Here is a 14,654-nt window from a genome sequence, read left to right on the forward strand (position 1 = left end):
AAATTTCTCCTTTGATCCAGACGTATGGGATTTGTTACACACAGACTAAAAAATATTTTTCAAATCATTTTATGGATTTCTTCTCATAAACCAAAGTGTATATTCTCCCGACTCCTCCCAGATGTGATAGCATTCAAATCCAAATCGCTCATAGACCAGTTTGTTTCGCTCTACGGAAGTTTCTATTAGAATTGGTAGATTTTTATGTTTAGAGAGACTGAAAATACCTTCCTTAAGGTTGAATACACTGCCAGTTCTTTTCTTTTTTGGATCTACTCCTAGAAACCAAAAATTTAGGTGAGGTATGTTTGGTCGATGTTTTTTTAAATACGCTTCTCTTTCAAGTACTTTGAAGGTTCTGGAAAAGCCTATTGCTTTTCTTATAAGCTGAAACTGATTCCAATAGCTCTTTAATCCTTCTTTTATTGGCTCTTGCATACATATTGCAGCAGCCGTTTTGTCATCAGATAAGAAAACACCATCATTTTGAACACCTGTTTTCACGGCGTATTCAACCAAGGCTTGTAGTCTATAATCTATTTTGCCATCCTTCTTTATTACCCAAAGAGCACTTGGGTTTGTCTTAAATGAATCTGTTAGAATTCTGGTTGCTATTGCTGAGGTAAGTGCAGTTGCTTTTTTCAAATTGAATTCTTTATCAAGTCAAGACAAATCTCCATGAAATTATTCAATTGTACATTAGGGTACACTTCAACAAATTACATTCATATTCATCTCAAAGGGTAAAAAAAATTTATAGATTGTTAGAGCAATTTAAAAGCCAGTAGAAGTAATGAGAAAACAATTCATCATTGTATCCATAATCGTTATCACGGGGATATTCGCGATTTCGTATTTTGAGCCAACGGCACTTTGGGCATTTGTAATCGTCGGGCCACTTTTTATAACAGGTCTTTATGATATCCTTCAAAAGAAACATGCGATAAGAAGGAATTTTCCATTGTTAGGAAATTTAAGGTACATCCTCGAAGGAATAAGACCAGAGATAAGCCAATATTTCATAGAAACCAATTCAAGTGGTGTTCCCTTTTCGCGAAACTCAAGATCTCTTGTATATCAAAGGGCTAAAAGCCAGCTATCTACAATGCCATTTGGTACGCAAAAAGATGTTTATGATGTTGGATATGAATGGGTGAATCACTCATTGAGTCCTACTGAAGTAGATCCAAAAAGCTTAAGGGTGGTTATTGGTGGCCCTGATTGCAAGCAACCTTATGATGCGAGTATTTTGAATATCTCAGCTATGAGCTACGGCTCACTTAGCAAAAACGCAGTTCAAGCGTTGAATAAAGGTGCTCAGATGGGCGGGTTCGCGCACAATACTGGAGAGGGTGGTCTCACAGAATATCATCTTGAAAATGGAGGTGATGTTATTTGGCAAATAGGTACTGGGTATTTTGGTGCTCGCACACATGATGGTGATTTTGATCCAGAGTTGTTCAAAGAAAAGTCCAATCATGACAATGTGAAAATGATTGAAATAAAGCTTTCTCAGGGAGCCAAACCTGGTCACGGAGGCATTTTACCTGGAGAAAAAGTAAATGCTGAGATAGCTAAGATCCGTAATGTACCCATAGGAAAAACCGTTGCTTCGCCTCCTGGGCATACTGCATTTAATACTCCTCTTGAGATGATGAGCTTTATCAAACAACTAAGAGATCTGTCAGGAGGGAAGCCTATTGGTATCAAGTTGTGCATCGGGAAACGAAGGGAGTTTATCGCGATATGTAAGGCAATGGTTGAATCGGGTATAAGTCCCGATTATGTGGATATCGATGGAAGTGAAGGTGGAACTGGTGCTGCACCTGTGGAATATTCAGATCGCATAGGAACACCATTGGTTGAAGCACTATCCTTTGCCCATAATACGCTGGTTGGCTACAATTTGCGTGATAAGGTTAAAGTGCTTTGTAGTGGTAAAATCATTACTGCATTTGACGTGATCAAAAACATTGCAATAGGTGCTGATGTATGCTATTCAGCTCGAGGTATGATGATGGCGATTGGTTGTATTCAAGCGTTACGCTGTAATTCAAATAATTGCCCAACAGGGGTGGCAACACAGGATCCAAAGTTGGTAAAAGGATTAGATGTAAAGGATAAAGCAAAACGTACGGCTGAATATCATGATGCAACTATGCATGGAGTTGCTGAGATGCTGGGGTCGATGGGACTTCATTCCACAAACGAATTGAGACCTTGGCATAGAATGCGACGAACCGATTTTACAGAGATTAAGCACTATGGAGAAATTTATCCTGCCTTACAGCCTGGAGATTTGCTCAGTCAAAGTGTACCTAAAGGATGGGAAAGAGCAGTTGTTGCTGCCTCAGCAGATACATTTAGCAATATTGTAGGAGACGACTCATAGTATTGAGATTTAATCACTACACGTTTTATATTCGCAGACATGCGGCAAATCCTATTTATTGACAGAGATGGTACCATCATTCAGGAGACGGATGATGAGAAAATTGAAACCATTGAAAAATTAGATTTCTTACCTGAAGCACTCTTCTATTTGAAGAAGTTAAAACAAGAAACCAATTATTTGTTTGTCATGGTAACTAATCAGGATGGGTTGGGTACTGAGGCTTTTCCAGACCATGAATTTTGGCCTGTACATAACTTTATCATGAGGCTATTAGAAACAGAGGGAATAACATTTGATGCGGTTCATATTGATGAACATTTTGAGAAAGACAATCATCCAAATAGAAAGCCAGGTATAGGAATGCTTACAGACTACATGAATGGTGATTATGATTTGGAAAACTCCTACGTACTGGGTGATCGAGCAACGGATGTTCAGCTTGCAAGAAACCTGGGATGCAAAGCAATCTATCTTACCTCTGCTTATTCAGATAATTCAACTGAAGCAGAATTGAAGCCAAAAAGCTGGAAAGAGATTTACGAATTTCTCGCTTAGATTCTATTCCAAGGAATACCCAAAATCATAAGCACTAATGCCATTCCGAAGAAAATAGACTGGAATCTAAATTTGACTTGAGCATCTTGTGTCTTTTTACTTATGGAACGCCCGACTTGAGCAGCCACAACAGCGAATAACATTAAAGCAAGGTGCTCAACTGACCAGAATCTTGAAACCTTATCACTCATATTATAGGTGATGAAAGGGCTGTAGATGAAATACAGTATGAGTCCGGTTAGCAACTGAAGGTGCATCATTCCCACTAGTGCAACCGCTACAATTTTATCAAATTTCGAGTACTCAGTTCCTGCAAAAAGACCTATTAGAGATTTAAGCACCGCAATAACGATTGCTACTAGGATTAACCACCTAAGGCCAGAATGAAATTGTAGAATGAAATTGTACATAAGTGAGATATTTTACTTCAAATATAAGTCGAGTTCCTGATTGTACTTTCAATTTATTTATCGATTGTCATCAAGGCGCTCATTAGCTTTATTCCATACCAGAGGTTTCCAATTCTCATATTCTCATCTGCTGCATGTTGGTTGTTGTCATGATTCGCAATCGGCAGTATGATTGCCGGCTTATTTAGTTCGTCAGTAAAAAGATAGAGAGGTAATGATCCACCCAATGTTGGAAGTAAGATAAGATCTTCGCCCGCCACATCTTTTGCACGACCAATGACAGACTGAATAATGGGTAAATCCATTGATGTTCTAGCAGCTGGATACCCACTTGATCTGGTCACCTTGGCGATTTTGGAGTATTTCAGCCTGGTTTCATTATCTGGATCTTCTCTCACGATGTGAAAACCTTGTTTTCTGATGTGTGCTTCCACTAGATCTTTTTGTTTTTCTGGATCACATCCTTTTACCAGACGCATACCTATTGCTGCTGTAGCGGTCGATGGAACAACATTTCTAGCAAGTTTCCCAGTGTTTCCACTGCTCAGCCCTCGAATGGTAAGCGAAGGTTTGAGCAACCTTTCATTGTAGGACTCAGTTCCTTCGGGGTTGTTAATCCCAAGTTCCTTCTTTAAATCTTCGTCTATTCTCGGGATGTTTTTCATTGCTTGTATTTCTGTATCGCTGAGCGGTTCTACATCATCGTAGAATCCATCGATGATTACATCACCTTCATCATCTTTCATACTTGCGATTAATTCCGACAACAATTGACCAGGTACTGGAGCCCAGTTACCATAATGTCCACTATGCAATGGTCGATTCGGTCCATAGGTTGTGATTTCCATACCTGTGACGCCGCGAACTCCAAATACTAACTGTGGACGTCTTGATTGATGAACAGGACCATCGCAGAACAGCCATAAGTCAATTTCGTCCACCAGTTCTCTATTATCATTTAGGTATTGTTGAAGCTGCTTTGAACCAGCCTCTTCCTGTCCTTCAAAAAAGAAAATCAAGTTGGACGTTGGCTTGATTTTATTGGCTTGCAATAGATTTAATGCAGTTAAAATAGTGATAATAGGAGCTTTATCGTCACCAGTTGATCGCGCATAAATTCGATGTTCCTCATCTATTTCATCAAAGGAAGTGGGAAAAGATAATGGTGTGCCACCTTCGTAAATGGCTCTCGAATAATATGTTGGTTCCCATGGGTCATTTGTCCAAGTCGATTTATCTACAGGCTGTCCATCATAATGAACGTAGAATGCAATAGTCCTTTTTGCTCCCTTTATCGGATAGCTACCATATATGATTGGGGGAGTTCCAACCATTCTCAGCAACTTAGTTTCAACACCTCTTTTGTTTAGTTCTCCAATAATGTAATCTGCATTCTTGTTAATGTTAGGCAGGTCAAAAGCAACATTAGGAATGGATAACAGTGTTTTGTATTCCTGAATTATTTGCACACCATTTTCCTCTATGTGTTTTTCGGAGAGTTTCTTGATGTTTTGAGCATTTAAAAAAGTGGATAAGAACAGGAGTATTATTGCAATGAATCTCATGATTTTTAAATTTGGGTGTGGCCAAGATTATAAAAATACCTTCTGTATTTGTTTATGACACTAAAGTTGTTGGTGTATCTAAAGATAATTCAGATGGTTCATCGCGTCAGGAAATTATAAGACAAGAGGTTGCTGAAGATGATAAACTGAGTCTTGAGGCCGAACCTGATAATGCTTTTGATCCGAATGCGGTCAAAGTACTCTCTAAAAATCATAATCAAATAGGATACCTTAATAAGGAAATGGCAGCTACTATTTTGCCGGCCTTAATTAATGAAACCGAGATCCATGTGACAGCCAAATGGGTGAACGGTGAGAAAATAAAAGGGGTAGGACTTAGAATAGAATTGGTTAGCTAGCAATTTTAATAATCTTCTTGCCAGTCTTTGGGGTATTTGTTCTTATATCAGTTATTTAAAATATAGCTTGAAAGACATAACCTATATCGTTTATCTACAGTTAAGTAATAAATAACGAATTGTTATATAAATTCAGTTATATGTAGATTATATTGTGTTACTATTTTTTTTGCATAAACCACCATGCGGATACTCACTAACATTAAGAACCTGTCGCTTAAGTTCAAGCTTGGCTTGATTCCGTCTTTTTTCGCACTGCTTTTTTTAGCAAGCTTTATCATTATTTTCAATTCACAGATCAATCAAAAGGCTGATGCTGAGATAGTTAATGTAGCTGGTAGGCAAAGAATGTTGTCACAGAAAATAGCTTATATAGCCGAAAGAATAGTTAGGGGTGAAGAAGGTTTAAAAGATGAATTTTTAAATACCATAGCGCTGTGTGATAAATCTCTGGAGGTTTTAGAAAAAGGAGGCGTTGCACCCAGTATGAATGGAATAACTATTCCAGCAATCAATGATACACTAATGAAAGAGCTTGTTGCAGCTAAATCATTATGGGTGGATTATAAAGCCAATAGTGAAAGTCTGGTCCAAGGTGCTCACACGAATATTTTGTTTATTGAACAAAATTCTGGACTGATGCTGGCAACATTTAATGATTTGGTACAGTCCTTCGTGAAATTGAATGCGGAAAAGCAAGAGAGTCAAAATTCCCTATTATTGACATTGTTGGTGATTAATTTGGTAATCGCTGGATTAGTGATTTTTGTCGTCAATGATGCTATCACGGTTCCTATAATACGAATTACAAATCAGCTGAAAGAGCTAGCCAAAGGTAAAACAGGGAAAAAGCTTGGAAGTAGATCTCAAGATGAGGTTGGACAAGCAATAACTAATTTGAATGAGCTATCTGGGGCATTACATAAGATATCTCATTTTGCCAAAGAGATTAGCGTCGGCGGCTTAGATACTGAGTATGAGTTGCTTAGTGATGATGATAGAATTGGTAAGTCGCTTATACAAATGCGCAATAATATTAGACAAATCGTACTTGAAACCAATCAAGTACTTCATGATGTCGTGCAGAACGGCGATTTGCAAACTCGCATGCATGCTGAAGATAAGCAAGGCATTTGGCGTGAATTGGGACTCTCAATAAATCAAATGCTCGACACAATTGCTGATCCAGTGGAGCAGATAAAGGGTATTTTCGGAAAAATGGCCGATGGAGACTTATCGGTTACTTATTCGGGTAGAGCAGTAGGTGAAATAGAAGAGCTTACAAGCAATTTGAATAACGCGATAAGTAAATTGTCATTGTTGGTTCGCTCATTGAGTGGTGAAGCATCCAATATAGAATCCACATCTGTTGAAATGTTGCAGGCTGGTGAAGAAATCAGTCGTTCTTCAGATGAGATAGCGACTGCTGTTGGGCAAATTAGCAGTGGTGCGCAGGTTCAGATGAGAGAAATTGATGAATCATCGTCCTTATTAGAAGATATGAGTAGGTCTTTCAAGTCTTCTTCAAACAATGTAAGTGAAATTAAAAGCCTGGCAAGTGACAATAAAGAGCTCAGTGAGAAGGGTTCTGCGGAAATGTCTAAGATTATCTCGCTAAACGAAGAGGTTTTGATGGCATTTGGTCAGAGTAACGCTGCTATAGAGCAATTAAACAACCGAAATGATCAGATCAATCAAATAGTGAGTGTGATTACGGAAATAAGTGCTCAAACAAGCTTACTTGCTTTAAATGCAAGCATTGAAGCTGCACACGCCGGTGATCAAGGTAGGGGATTTGCGGTTGTAGCTGAAGAAATCAAACGTCTGGCGCATGATTCCCAAGTTTCTTCCAAGGAGATCGAAAAGCTTGTTGGAGACATTCAAAGGGATATTAAAGGTACAATGGAGGCATTCAACACAATGAATGATCAAATATCCAATAGTGTAGATGCAGGTAAAGAGGCTTTTAAAGTAATATCGGACATCTCTTCATCTGCCAATAGAACCTTCGACTATTCAGATCAAATATTTGGGATTATGGAGGAACAGACGAAAAGGATTGGGAGTTTACTTTCAAAATCTGAGTCAGTGGTTTCAGTAGCAGAAGAATCTGCTGCTGGCACGGAACAAGTGGCTGCCAGTTCTGAGGAAGTATCCTCAGCCATGAAACTTTATGTAAATAAGTTTGATGAACTGAGCCAGATCGCTTCCAAGTTGAGATCACAAGCTGATCAATTCGTATTAAGAGAATTAGAAGAAGTCTCAGAGGATGAAGACGACAATGAACTAGTATACCAGTCTTAGGCAGGTGAGCATTTAGATACTAGCCTTTTATCTTCTTGATGATCTCGGATTTTCGGATATAAGTTTCATTGAGCTTTCGGGTAAACTTGTCAAGTTCGTCTGACACTGATCGAATGTAGCCACTATACTCTTTCAACTTTTTTGCATCAAGGTTCTCATCGTTTTCAATGACTGATGAAAGTCCAAGCAATGTAGTAACAGGTCTCCTCAACATATGTGAGATGTCAAAGGAGATTTGCTCAATTGTGTTCTCATATTCCACCCGACTTGTGATGTCTTGAAATGTGCCAAACCAAGTGATTACACCATTGCTTTTTTCTGGTTTAGCCATACACAAATGCCACGTCACTTTCCCTTTGATTCGTATACGAAATTCGATGTTTAAATCATTCATTGTGTCGGCAGATTCTCTAAGGCTGTTTACTAGTAAAGGGAAGTCTCGCATGTAGATTAATTTCTGTAAACTGCTCACGTCAGTTTTTAAAGATTCTACATCCATATCCGGATCTATGTTGTAAACACCTTTGCTTAAAAAAGGGAATCTGGCTCCGCCATCTGGAGAGTATTCGAACTGGAAAATTATACCTGGTGCCTGGTCTGTAAGCTGCTTAAGTTTCGCGGCATTATGCTCAATATTTTTTTGCTGTTTTAGAATGGTTTTTCTCCCATTTAAATAGCTCATAATTCCCTCTGCTAAAATCAAAAGTAGACGCTCTTGTCGGTCGTTAAGTTTGTGAGGTTTTGCATCCATGATACACAGAGTTCCGATAGCAAATCCTTTGGGTGAAACCAAGGGTACGCCCGCATAAAATCTCAACTTTGGTCCATCGGTAACAAGCGGATGATTCATGGTGCGTTCGTCTTTAGAAGCATCCTCTACAATGAAGAGTTCATTGGGTTTTTGAATTGCATACTGACAGAGTGATTGCTCAATAGGAAAGGAGTCAGAGTTGACGCCATGTTTCGCTTTGAACCATTGCCTTTTGTCATCAAGTAGTGAGATAAGAGATATCGGAACATCAAAAGATATGGATGCGATTTCGACAATTTCGTCAAGTTGCTTTTCTGCAGCTGTATCCAAAATCTGGTAGGAGTAAAGTTCATTCAAGCGGTCCTGCTCACTCATATAGGTATAGAGTTAGTTTTACAATTTGGTGGTGAGTAGAACAAAGAAATTAGAGTCTTGTATAAGTTACGAAACTAACCTCAGTCTTCAAAGAATTGTTTGGACTAAGAATTAAGTTAAGTGCTTAAATATCTAATTAAGAAAGACCATTTTTGTAGAGGATGCTTTTTATTGATAGCATTTTATGAAGGACAAAATGATGTTTAGTTAAAGTCTATTAATTACGGGTATGGATAGAATAGTTACCTAATGTAGGTATATCTAAGTATCAGAATTACAAGACTTTATATGTTAATATGAAATGTTGCTAATATAATTAGTATTTCAGCCTAATGCGCTCTTGTAAGCTTCTAAGCATCTCTCTCTTGCAACCTTATGATCAACAACTGGATCTGGATAATATTTAGTGTCTAATTCGGGGACCCATTTGTTGATGTAATTGTGTGATTTGTCAAATTTGTCTGTTTGAGAATATGGATTAAAAATCCTGAAGTATGGTTGTGCATCTACTCCAGTTCCGGCGGCCCACTGCCATCCCCCGTTGTTGCTGGCCAGTTCAAAGTCTAATAATTTCTCAGCAAAATATGCTTCTCCCCACCGCCAATCAATTAGCAAGTGTTTGGTAAGGAAACTTGCTACTATCATTCGAACACGGTTATGCATGAAGCCTGTTTTGTTAAGCTCTCTCATCCCAGCATCGACTATTGGATATCCAGTTTTTCCAGTCTTCCATTTTTCAAATTCATCCACATTATTTCTCCATTTCACACCATCATATTTACGATTGAAATTGCTTGAAACAACATCTGGAAAATGCCATAAAATAGCCTGGTAAAAATCTCGCCATATCAATTCATTTAGATACTTCTCATTTAACGTTTTAGATCGTCTTACCAGCTCTCGAATGCTGATGGTTCCAAACCTTAGATGAAGGCTCAATCTGCTCGTTCCCTGGATAGATGGAATGTCCCTTGTTTGGTCATAATTCCCAACTATTTTTTCGTTCATTTTTCTGTCAGGAAATGGTATGCCAGCGGGTTCGAAACCAAGGTCATTTAATGATGGGATTTTGATTGATTTTGCTTTAAGCCAATTAATATTTTCCGTAGATTTTTGACGCTCATAATGTGCTGGCTCAAGACGATTTTTCCAAAGCTTACTGTATGGTGTATACACTACATATGGACTGCCATTGTCTTTTACAATTTCTTCTTTTTCAAAAATTACATGATCCTTTTTGGCTTTGAATTCAATTCTGTTTTCCTTAAGTATTTCATAAATTTCTTTGTCACGTTGACGGGCATATGGCTCATAATCCTTGTTGGCCCAAACGGCTTGAATGTCATAGTCATTGAGAAGGTTCTTCCATATTTTCAATGGCTTTCCAATTCGGATATCCATAGTTCCTTGTTGGCTAGTAACTTCTGTTTGTAACCGCTCAATCTCTTGATGAATGAACTCAACACGAGCATCCTTTTTTGGGAGTTCATTCAGAATGCTAGTGTCAAAAATAAAGACAGGTTGGACTGGATACTCCTCATTGAATGCCTGAAAAAGTCCCGCATTATCTTCAATACGTAGGTCCCTTCGAAACCAAAAAATGGTGACTTGTGGTTTGCTCATCAGTTAGTCTTCTTTATACGATATTAAGTTTTTGGCCATGTTTCTAAATATGAATCCATGAAAGGGTAAAACCATGAACCAATATAATCTCCCCCAGACACCTAATGGTCTGAAAGTAGCAGTTTGCACGAGAACATGCTTGTGCTCCTCTGTTTTAATTTTGAATTCAAGCCAGGCGTCTCCTGGGAGTTTCATTTCTGCAAAAAGAAGCAATCGTCGTTCTTCTTTATTTGCATAGAGCACTCTCCAAAAATCAAGCGCATCGCCACCTTTAAGATCATTAGGACTTCTTCTCCCTCTCCTCAAACCGACACCTCCTACGAGCTTGTCTAGAAATCCACGCATACGCCACAGGAGATTCCCGTAGTACCAACCTTTCTCGCCGCCAATCGTCCATACGTTATCAAACACTTCATTTGGGTTTCTTTCAAAATCATATGTACGAATATCTAGAAAGCACCCAAACTTAGGTGCCTCGAGCTGATGGAGAAAAGTGTAATTGAAATCTCGGTCTGAGAATGAATCTTTCCAGCTTGAAACTACTTGCTTTTGATTTATTCTCAGGAAGGTACGCTCTAGCGATTCTTTATAGCTTAATTTTTTAATAGATACGACTTCATCAATGGTGTTATTTCTTACAATAACCTCGTTTTTCATACTTTCAACAAGGTTTCTTGCTAATCGGTAAGAAGTAGATGTAACAAGGTATAGCCAAAGCGATGAAAGCTTAATAGTGAGAACAGGAACTGTAAGAATGTATCTTTTTAAACCTCTTACCGAAGCAAATGTCATCAACATTTGCTTGTATGTTAGAATGTCCTTTCCTCCGATATCAAATGTGCCATCAAACGAACTTGCATTTCCTAATACTCCAATCAGGTATTCGAGTACATTGTATATTCCAATAGGCTGGCATTTGCTGTTGAGCCATTTTGGGGCAATCATGATAGGAAGTTTTTCTACCAAGTCCCTAATTATCTCAAAAGAAGCTCCGCCTGATCCGATTATTATTGCTGAACGTAATACAGTAAGTTTTGCTTTTGCCTTTTTTAAGATCTCTTCCACATTTTGTCTCGACGAGAGATGTTCTGATAGATCAGCGTCATTTGCGATTCCACCGAGATAGATGATCTGATTTGCTGAAGTTTGATCGATGTAGGAAACGAAATTTTGTGCGGTGGTAGCCTCAAGATGACTAAATTCCTTGCTGTTGGAGGTTAATGAATGGATGAGGTAGTACACCGCGTCTAAGTCTTTCGGAAGTTGGTTGAGACTCTCAGGGTCAAGAAAATCACATTCAACTACCTCTACTGATTTCAGAAAATCTTGATCAAAATCTTCAAAGTCAAATCGACGGGTATCTCTTACAGGACAAACAACATAATGGCCGCCTTGTACCAATTCAGGTAGTAAGCGTCTTCCAATGTAGCCTGTAGATCCTGTAAGAAGTATCTTCATTAAATAGGTCTTGTTGTTGATAATCCTCCATCAATCCCGATTATTTGACCTGTTATCCATCCGGAATTTTCCGATAATAGAAAGTTAGCCAAACTTGCAATTTCTTCTGGTGATCCAATCCTGTTCATTGGGTGCCGTTTGCCTGAAGCTTCTTTTTTCTCATCTGAAGCCAATAACCTGGATGCAAGTGGTGTGTCTGTGACTGAAGGGGCGATACAATTGACCCTCACTTTTGGAGCTAATTCGGCAGCTAACGAACGTGTGATGCCTTCAATGGCGCCCTTACTAGCTGCAACAGACGAGTGAAAAGGCATTCCTTGCTGCACAGCTACTGTACTAAATAGCACAACAGAAGATTGGGAGTTTTTCTTTAGCGTTTTGATTACTGATTGCAATGTTTTGATGGCACCCAGAACATTGACTTCAAAGTCGGTTTGAAAATCATTGAGTTTTAATCCATGAAAAGGCTTAAGGTTTATTGTACCCGGGCAATAGACAAAACCATCCAATGAGTCAACCTCTAAATCTGGTGGGTTTTCAGAGGTTACATCGTAGCAATGATGTTCTACATTGTTTAACTCATTAAGATTTCCAATGCTTCTGGATAGTACAATTACGTTGTTTCCTGCATCAGAAAGCTGTTTTGTTAATTCAAAACCAATACCGGTGCTACCGCCAATGATTACATATTTTTTTCCCATGGTGTATAAACATCGCTGCTTATGGAAGGTTTAAAGAAAGTTTGATTAGGGGGTAGGGTGGTATAACAAGATCTGCGTTTCAAAAGAAATCGACAGACTAATTATGAGAAAATTTACTACCGCCATAGTAATTCTATCCATGATAATAGTATCAGGATGCAGTGAAGACGAACCAGAAATGTTGCCTACAGATGATGACACAAATGAACCTGTCACCACAGAAATACGTGCCTTTATCTTTGGTCATAGCCTGATTGTACATGAGCCACCTCGAATCCCTACACCAAGTGACGAGACTTCTGTACCACATTGGATGGCATCTTTAGCAGACCATGCGGATTTAGGTTATTCAGTTGCGGGACAGTACGGGTTTTTGCAGCAGCATGATGATTTACCTCCAATTGCTCAATGGGGATTCGATATTGTGGAGCCTGCCTGGGATTCTGATAATGAAACTTTTGCCGAAGCAGATTTTAACACCGTTCTACTGACACCAGCTAACTTTATTCAGTATCAGGCTTCGGACGAAAATTATTTCAATGGAGATGTTTCGCCAGTAGGCGCTACTTTGACAATTCATGATTGGGTGAATGACCAAGAAGAGGGAATTACATTCTATATCTATGAAAACTGGCCTGATATGGCACCTTACATCGAAGGTGAATTCCCATTGCAAGAAGAATTGGCACCGTATCATGAAATCACACAAGGAGAGTTTCACGATTGGTGGATTGACTATCATGACCATTTGGTAACAGCTCGGCCGGAGGATGATATTAGAATGATTCCTGTAGGACCGATAATAGCCGAGATTTTAACAGAGACTGATTTAGTAAATATTCCGGTAGAAGAATTATATGAAGATGATGCTCCTCACGGTAGGCCAACCATCTACTTTTTGGCCGGATTAATCACTTATATGGCTATGTATGAAGCGGAATCACCGTCAGATTATCAAATACCAAATACTGTTCATTCACTAGTGTCTGAAAATTATGAAGAAGTAGTAGATCTCATTTGGGATGAATTGAATGCTTTTGATTTTGAAAATGGTGAGAGTAGGGTTTGGTGAAAAGGTCTTATACAGCTAGATGCGTATCTGTAGGGTTGTACAGTCAAGAAAATACTACATAGATAGTGGTCGTCTAGTAGAAAAAGGAGAACAAGTTACGACTGGATGGTAAACTTTAACTTGTTGCACACGGTATGCAAAATGCATGCTGTGTGCTAATCTCCGACTATTTATATGCCTCCTTGAGCTCTAATCGAACAATTGTAATGATGATAAGAACTTCTCCAACGAAATAGATCCAGCCAAGAGTCATCAAGGATTTGTAGTGCAAGTATGCCAATATGCAGGTTAGCATGCAGTATGAAATATTGACATATGCTATGATCTTTAGATAGAAACATGAATTGCTAGGGGAGATGAAATAGCAGCTAATTGAATAGGTTGCAAATAGGGTGGCTAACCCTGCCAAGATGTATAGCACATCTAATGGCATCCCTATATAATCATTTAATGTTGTGAGAACTATACCCAGAAATAGTGCAGAAACCGCTGCTCCAATACCATCAATCAGAAATAAATTTTTAGTGGTGAGTGATTTCAATTTTTTAATATTTCGTAGGTCATTTCTATCATTCCATCCTTAAAGGCCATCACATCAATCAGATGCAAAGTCTTCTCTTTGTTTATCGAATCAAAAAAAAGAATGCCGTCTCCGAGTATAACAGGAGCAACAGTGATCACTATTTCATCGGCAAGATCTTTTTCTATGAATTCTTTTGTTGTAATGGATCCTCCGACCATCCAGATATTTTGATAAAATGGTTTTAGCTGATCTTCAATCAACTCCTTTAAGTCTCCTGAATAGAATTGTACGCTTTCTTTATTGGAGGTAAGATCGCGACTTGTCAGCACAATTACAGGAGTATCTCCGTAAGGCCAGCCAAGATTTAAGGCGTGTTCGTATGTTTTGGATCCCATCACGTAGCAATCAATAGAGCTAAGAAACTCAGCGATATATTCTTCAGTTAGCTCTGTTCCATTCTCAAAAGTATCCTTTGATTGCATCCAAGAAGTGGACTGGTCGGGGCTTGAAATAAAGCCATCCAAACTTGATACCATATGAATAGTGACTTTACTCATCGAAGC

General features: G+C 38.7%; 14 protein-coding genes. 5 read left to right on the forward strand and 9 right to left on the reverse strand.

Features of this window, described 5'->3' with window-relative positions; all coding sequences use genetic code 11:
- Positions 1-69 precede the first annotated feature (69 nt).
- Complete coding sequence (locus ACY650_RS15410) at positions 70-645, reverse strand: hypothetical protein (protein ID WP_462248655.1); 576 nt, start codon at positions 643-645, stop codon at positions 70-72.
- A 148-nt stretch (positions 646-793) separates the two neighbouring features.
- Here ACY650_RS15410 and ACY650_RS15415 point away from each other — a divergent pair, with 148 nt between their 5' ends.
- The gene (locus tag ACY650_RS15415; protein WP_462248657.1) at positions 794-2,392 is read left to right on the forward strand and encodes an FMN-binding glutamate synthase family protein; all 1,599 of its coding nucleotides are present in this window, start codon (positions 794-796) and stop codon (positions 2,390-2,392) included.
- A 39-nt stretch (positions 2,393-2,431) separates the two neighbouring features.
- Positions 2,432-2,950 carry a histidinol-phosphatase gene (hisB, locus tag ACY650_RS15420; protein ID WP_462248659.1) on the forward strand — a complete coding sequence of 173 codons (519 nt, stop codon included), beginning with the start codon at positions 2,432-2,434 and terminating at the stop codon, positions 2,948-2,950.
- Here the strand turns inward: hisB and ACY650_RS15425 are convergent.
- Together ACY650_RS15425 and ACY650_RS15430 are read right to left on the reverse strand one after the other, a co-directional pair.
- Entirely contained in the window at positions 2,947-3,360 is a 414-nt protein-coding gene (locus ACY650_RS15425) for a cytochrome B (RefSeq protein WP_462248660.1), read from the reverse strand. The two genes, hisB and ACY650_RS15425, sit on opposite strands and share 4 nt — an antisense overlap.
- Before the next feature lie 53 nt (positions 3,361-3,413).
- Positions 3,414-4,925, reverse strand: a complete 1,512-nt coding sequence (locus ACY650_RS15430) for a M20/M25/M40 family metallo-hydrolase (RefSeq protein WP_462248661.1) — start codon at positions 4,923-4,925, stop codon at positions 3,414-3,416.
- A gap of 17 nt (positions 4,926-4,942) precedes the next feature.
- Between ACY650_RS15430 and ACY650_RS15435 the strand changes: the two genes are divergently transcribed.
- Both ACY650_RS15435 and ACY650_RS15440 read left to right on the forward strand, forming a co-directional pair.
- Positions 4,943-5,284 carry an HIRAN domain-containing protein gene (locus ACY650_RS15435; protein ID WP_462248663.1) on the forward strand — a complete coding sequence of 114 codons (342 nt, stop codon included), beginning with the start codon at positions 4,943-4,945 and terminating at the stop codon, positions 5,282-5,284.
- A gap of 183 nt (positions 5,285-5,467) precedes the next feature.
- Complete coding sequence (locus ACY650_RS15440) at positions 5,468-7,588, forward strand: methyl-accepting chemotaxis protein (RefSeq protein ID WP_462248665.1); 2,121 nt, start codon at positions 5,468-5,470, stop codon at positions 7,586-7,588.
- 19 nt (positions 7,589-7,607) lie between these two features.
- Here the strand turns inward: ACY650_RS15440 and ACY650_RS15445 are convergent, their stop codons facing one another.
- The 4 genes from ACY650_RS15445 to ACY650_RS15460 all read right to left on the reverse strand — a co-directional run bounded on the left by ACY650_RS15445 (position 7,608) and on the right by ACY650_RS15460 (position 12,496).
- On the reverse strand, positions 7,608-8,714 hold the full coding sequence (locus ACY650_RS15445) for a GAF domain-containing protein (protein WP_462248667.1): 1,107 nt from the start codon (positions 8,712-8,714) through the stop codon (positions 7,608-7,610).
- Between the two features lie 324 nt (positions 8,715-9,038).
- Positions 9,039-10,337 (reverse strand): cryptochrome/photolyase family protein, encoded by a 1,299-nt coding sequence (locus tag ACY650_RS15450; RefSeq protein ID WP_462248669.1) that lies wholly within the window; start codon positions 10,335-10,337, stop codon positions 9,039-9,041.
- Between the two features lie 3 nt (positions 10,338-10,340).
- Positions 10,341-11,795, reverse strand: a complete 1,455-nt coding sequence (locus ACY650_RS15455; protein ID WP_462248671.1) for an SDR family oxidoreductase — start codon at positions 11,793-11,795, stop codon at positions 10,341-10,343.
- On the reverse strand, positions 11,795-12,496 hold the full coding sequence (locus tag ACY650_RS15460; RefSeq protein ID WP_462248673.1) for an SDR family NAD(P)-dependent oxidoreductase: 702 nt from the start codon (positions 12,494-12,496) through the stop codon (positions 11,795-11,797). The genes ACY650_RS15455 and ACY650_RS15460 overlap by 1 nt, the downstream gene beginning before the upstream one ends.
- Positions 12,497-12,599: 103 nt before the next feature.
- Between ACY650_RS15460 and ACY650_RS15465 the strand changes: the two genes are divergently transcribed.
- Complete coding sequence (locus ACY650_RS15465; RefSeq protein ID WP_462248675.1) at positions 12,600-13,568, forward strand: hypothetical protein; 969 nt, start codon at positions 12,600-12,602, stop codon at positions 13,566-13,568.
- A gap of 166 nt (positions 13,569-13,734) precedes the next feature.
- Here ACY650_RS15465 and ACY650_RS15470 read toward each other — a convergent pair whose 3' ends face one another.
- Together ACY650_RS15470 and ACY650_RS15475 are read right to left on the reverse strand one after the other, a co-directional pair.
- Positions 13,735-14,109, reverse strand: coding sequence for a hypothetical protein (locus tag ACY650_RS15470; RefSeq protein WP_462248677.1), 375 nt, complete (start codon positions 14,107-14,109; stop codon positions 13,735-13,737).
- The gene (locus ACY650_RS15475) at positions 14,106-14,648 is read right to left on the reverse strand and encodes a dihydrofolate reductase family protein (protein ID WP_462248679.1); all 543 of its coding nucleotides are present in this window, start codon (positions 14,646-14,648) and stop codon (positions 14,106-14,108) included. Before ACY650_RS15475 ends, ACY650_RS15470 begins: the two co-directional genes overlap by 4 nt.
- Positions 14,649-14,654 lie beyond the last annotated feature (6 nt).

Source organism: Ekhidna sp. (genome assembly GCF_963691765.1).
GTDB lineage: Bacteria > Bacteroidota > Bacteroidia > Cytophagales > Cyclobacteriaceae > Ekhidna.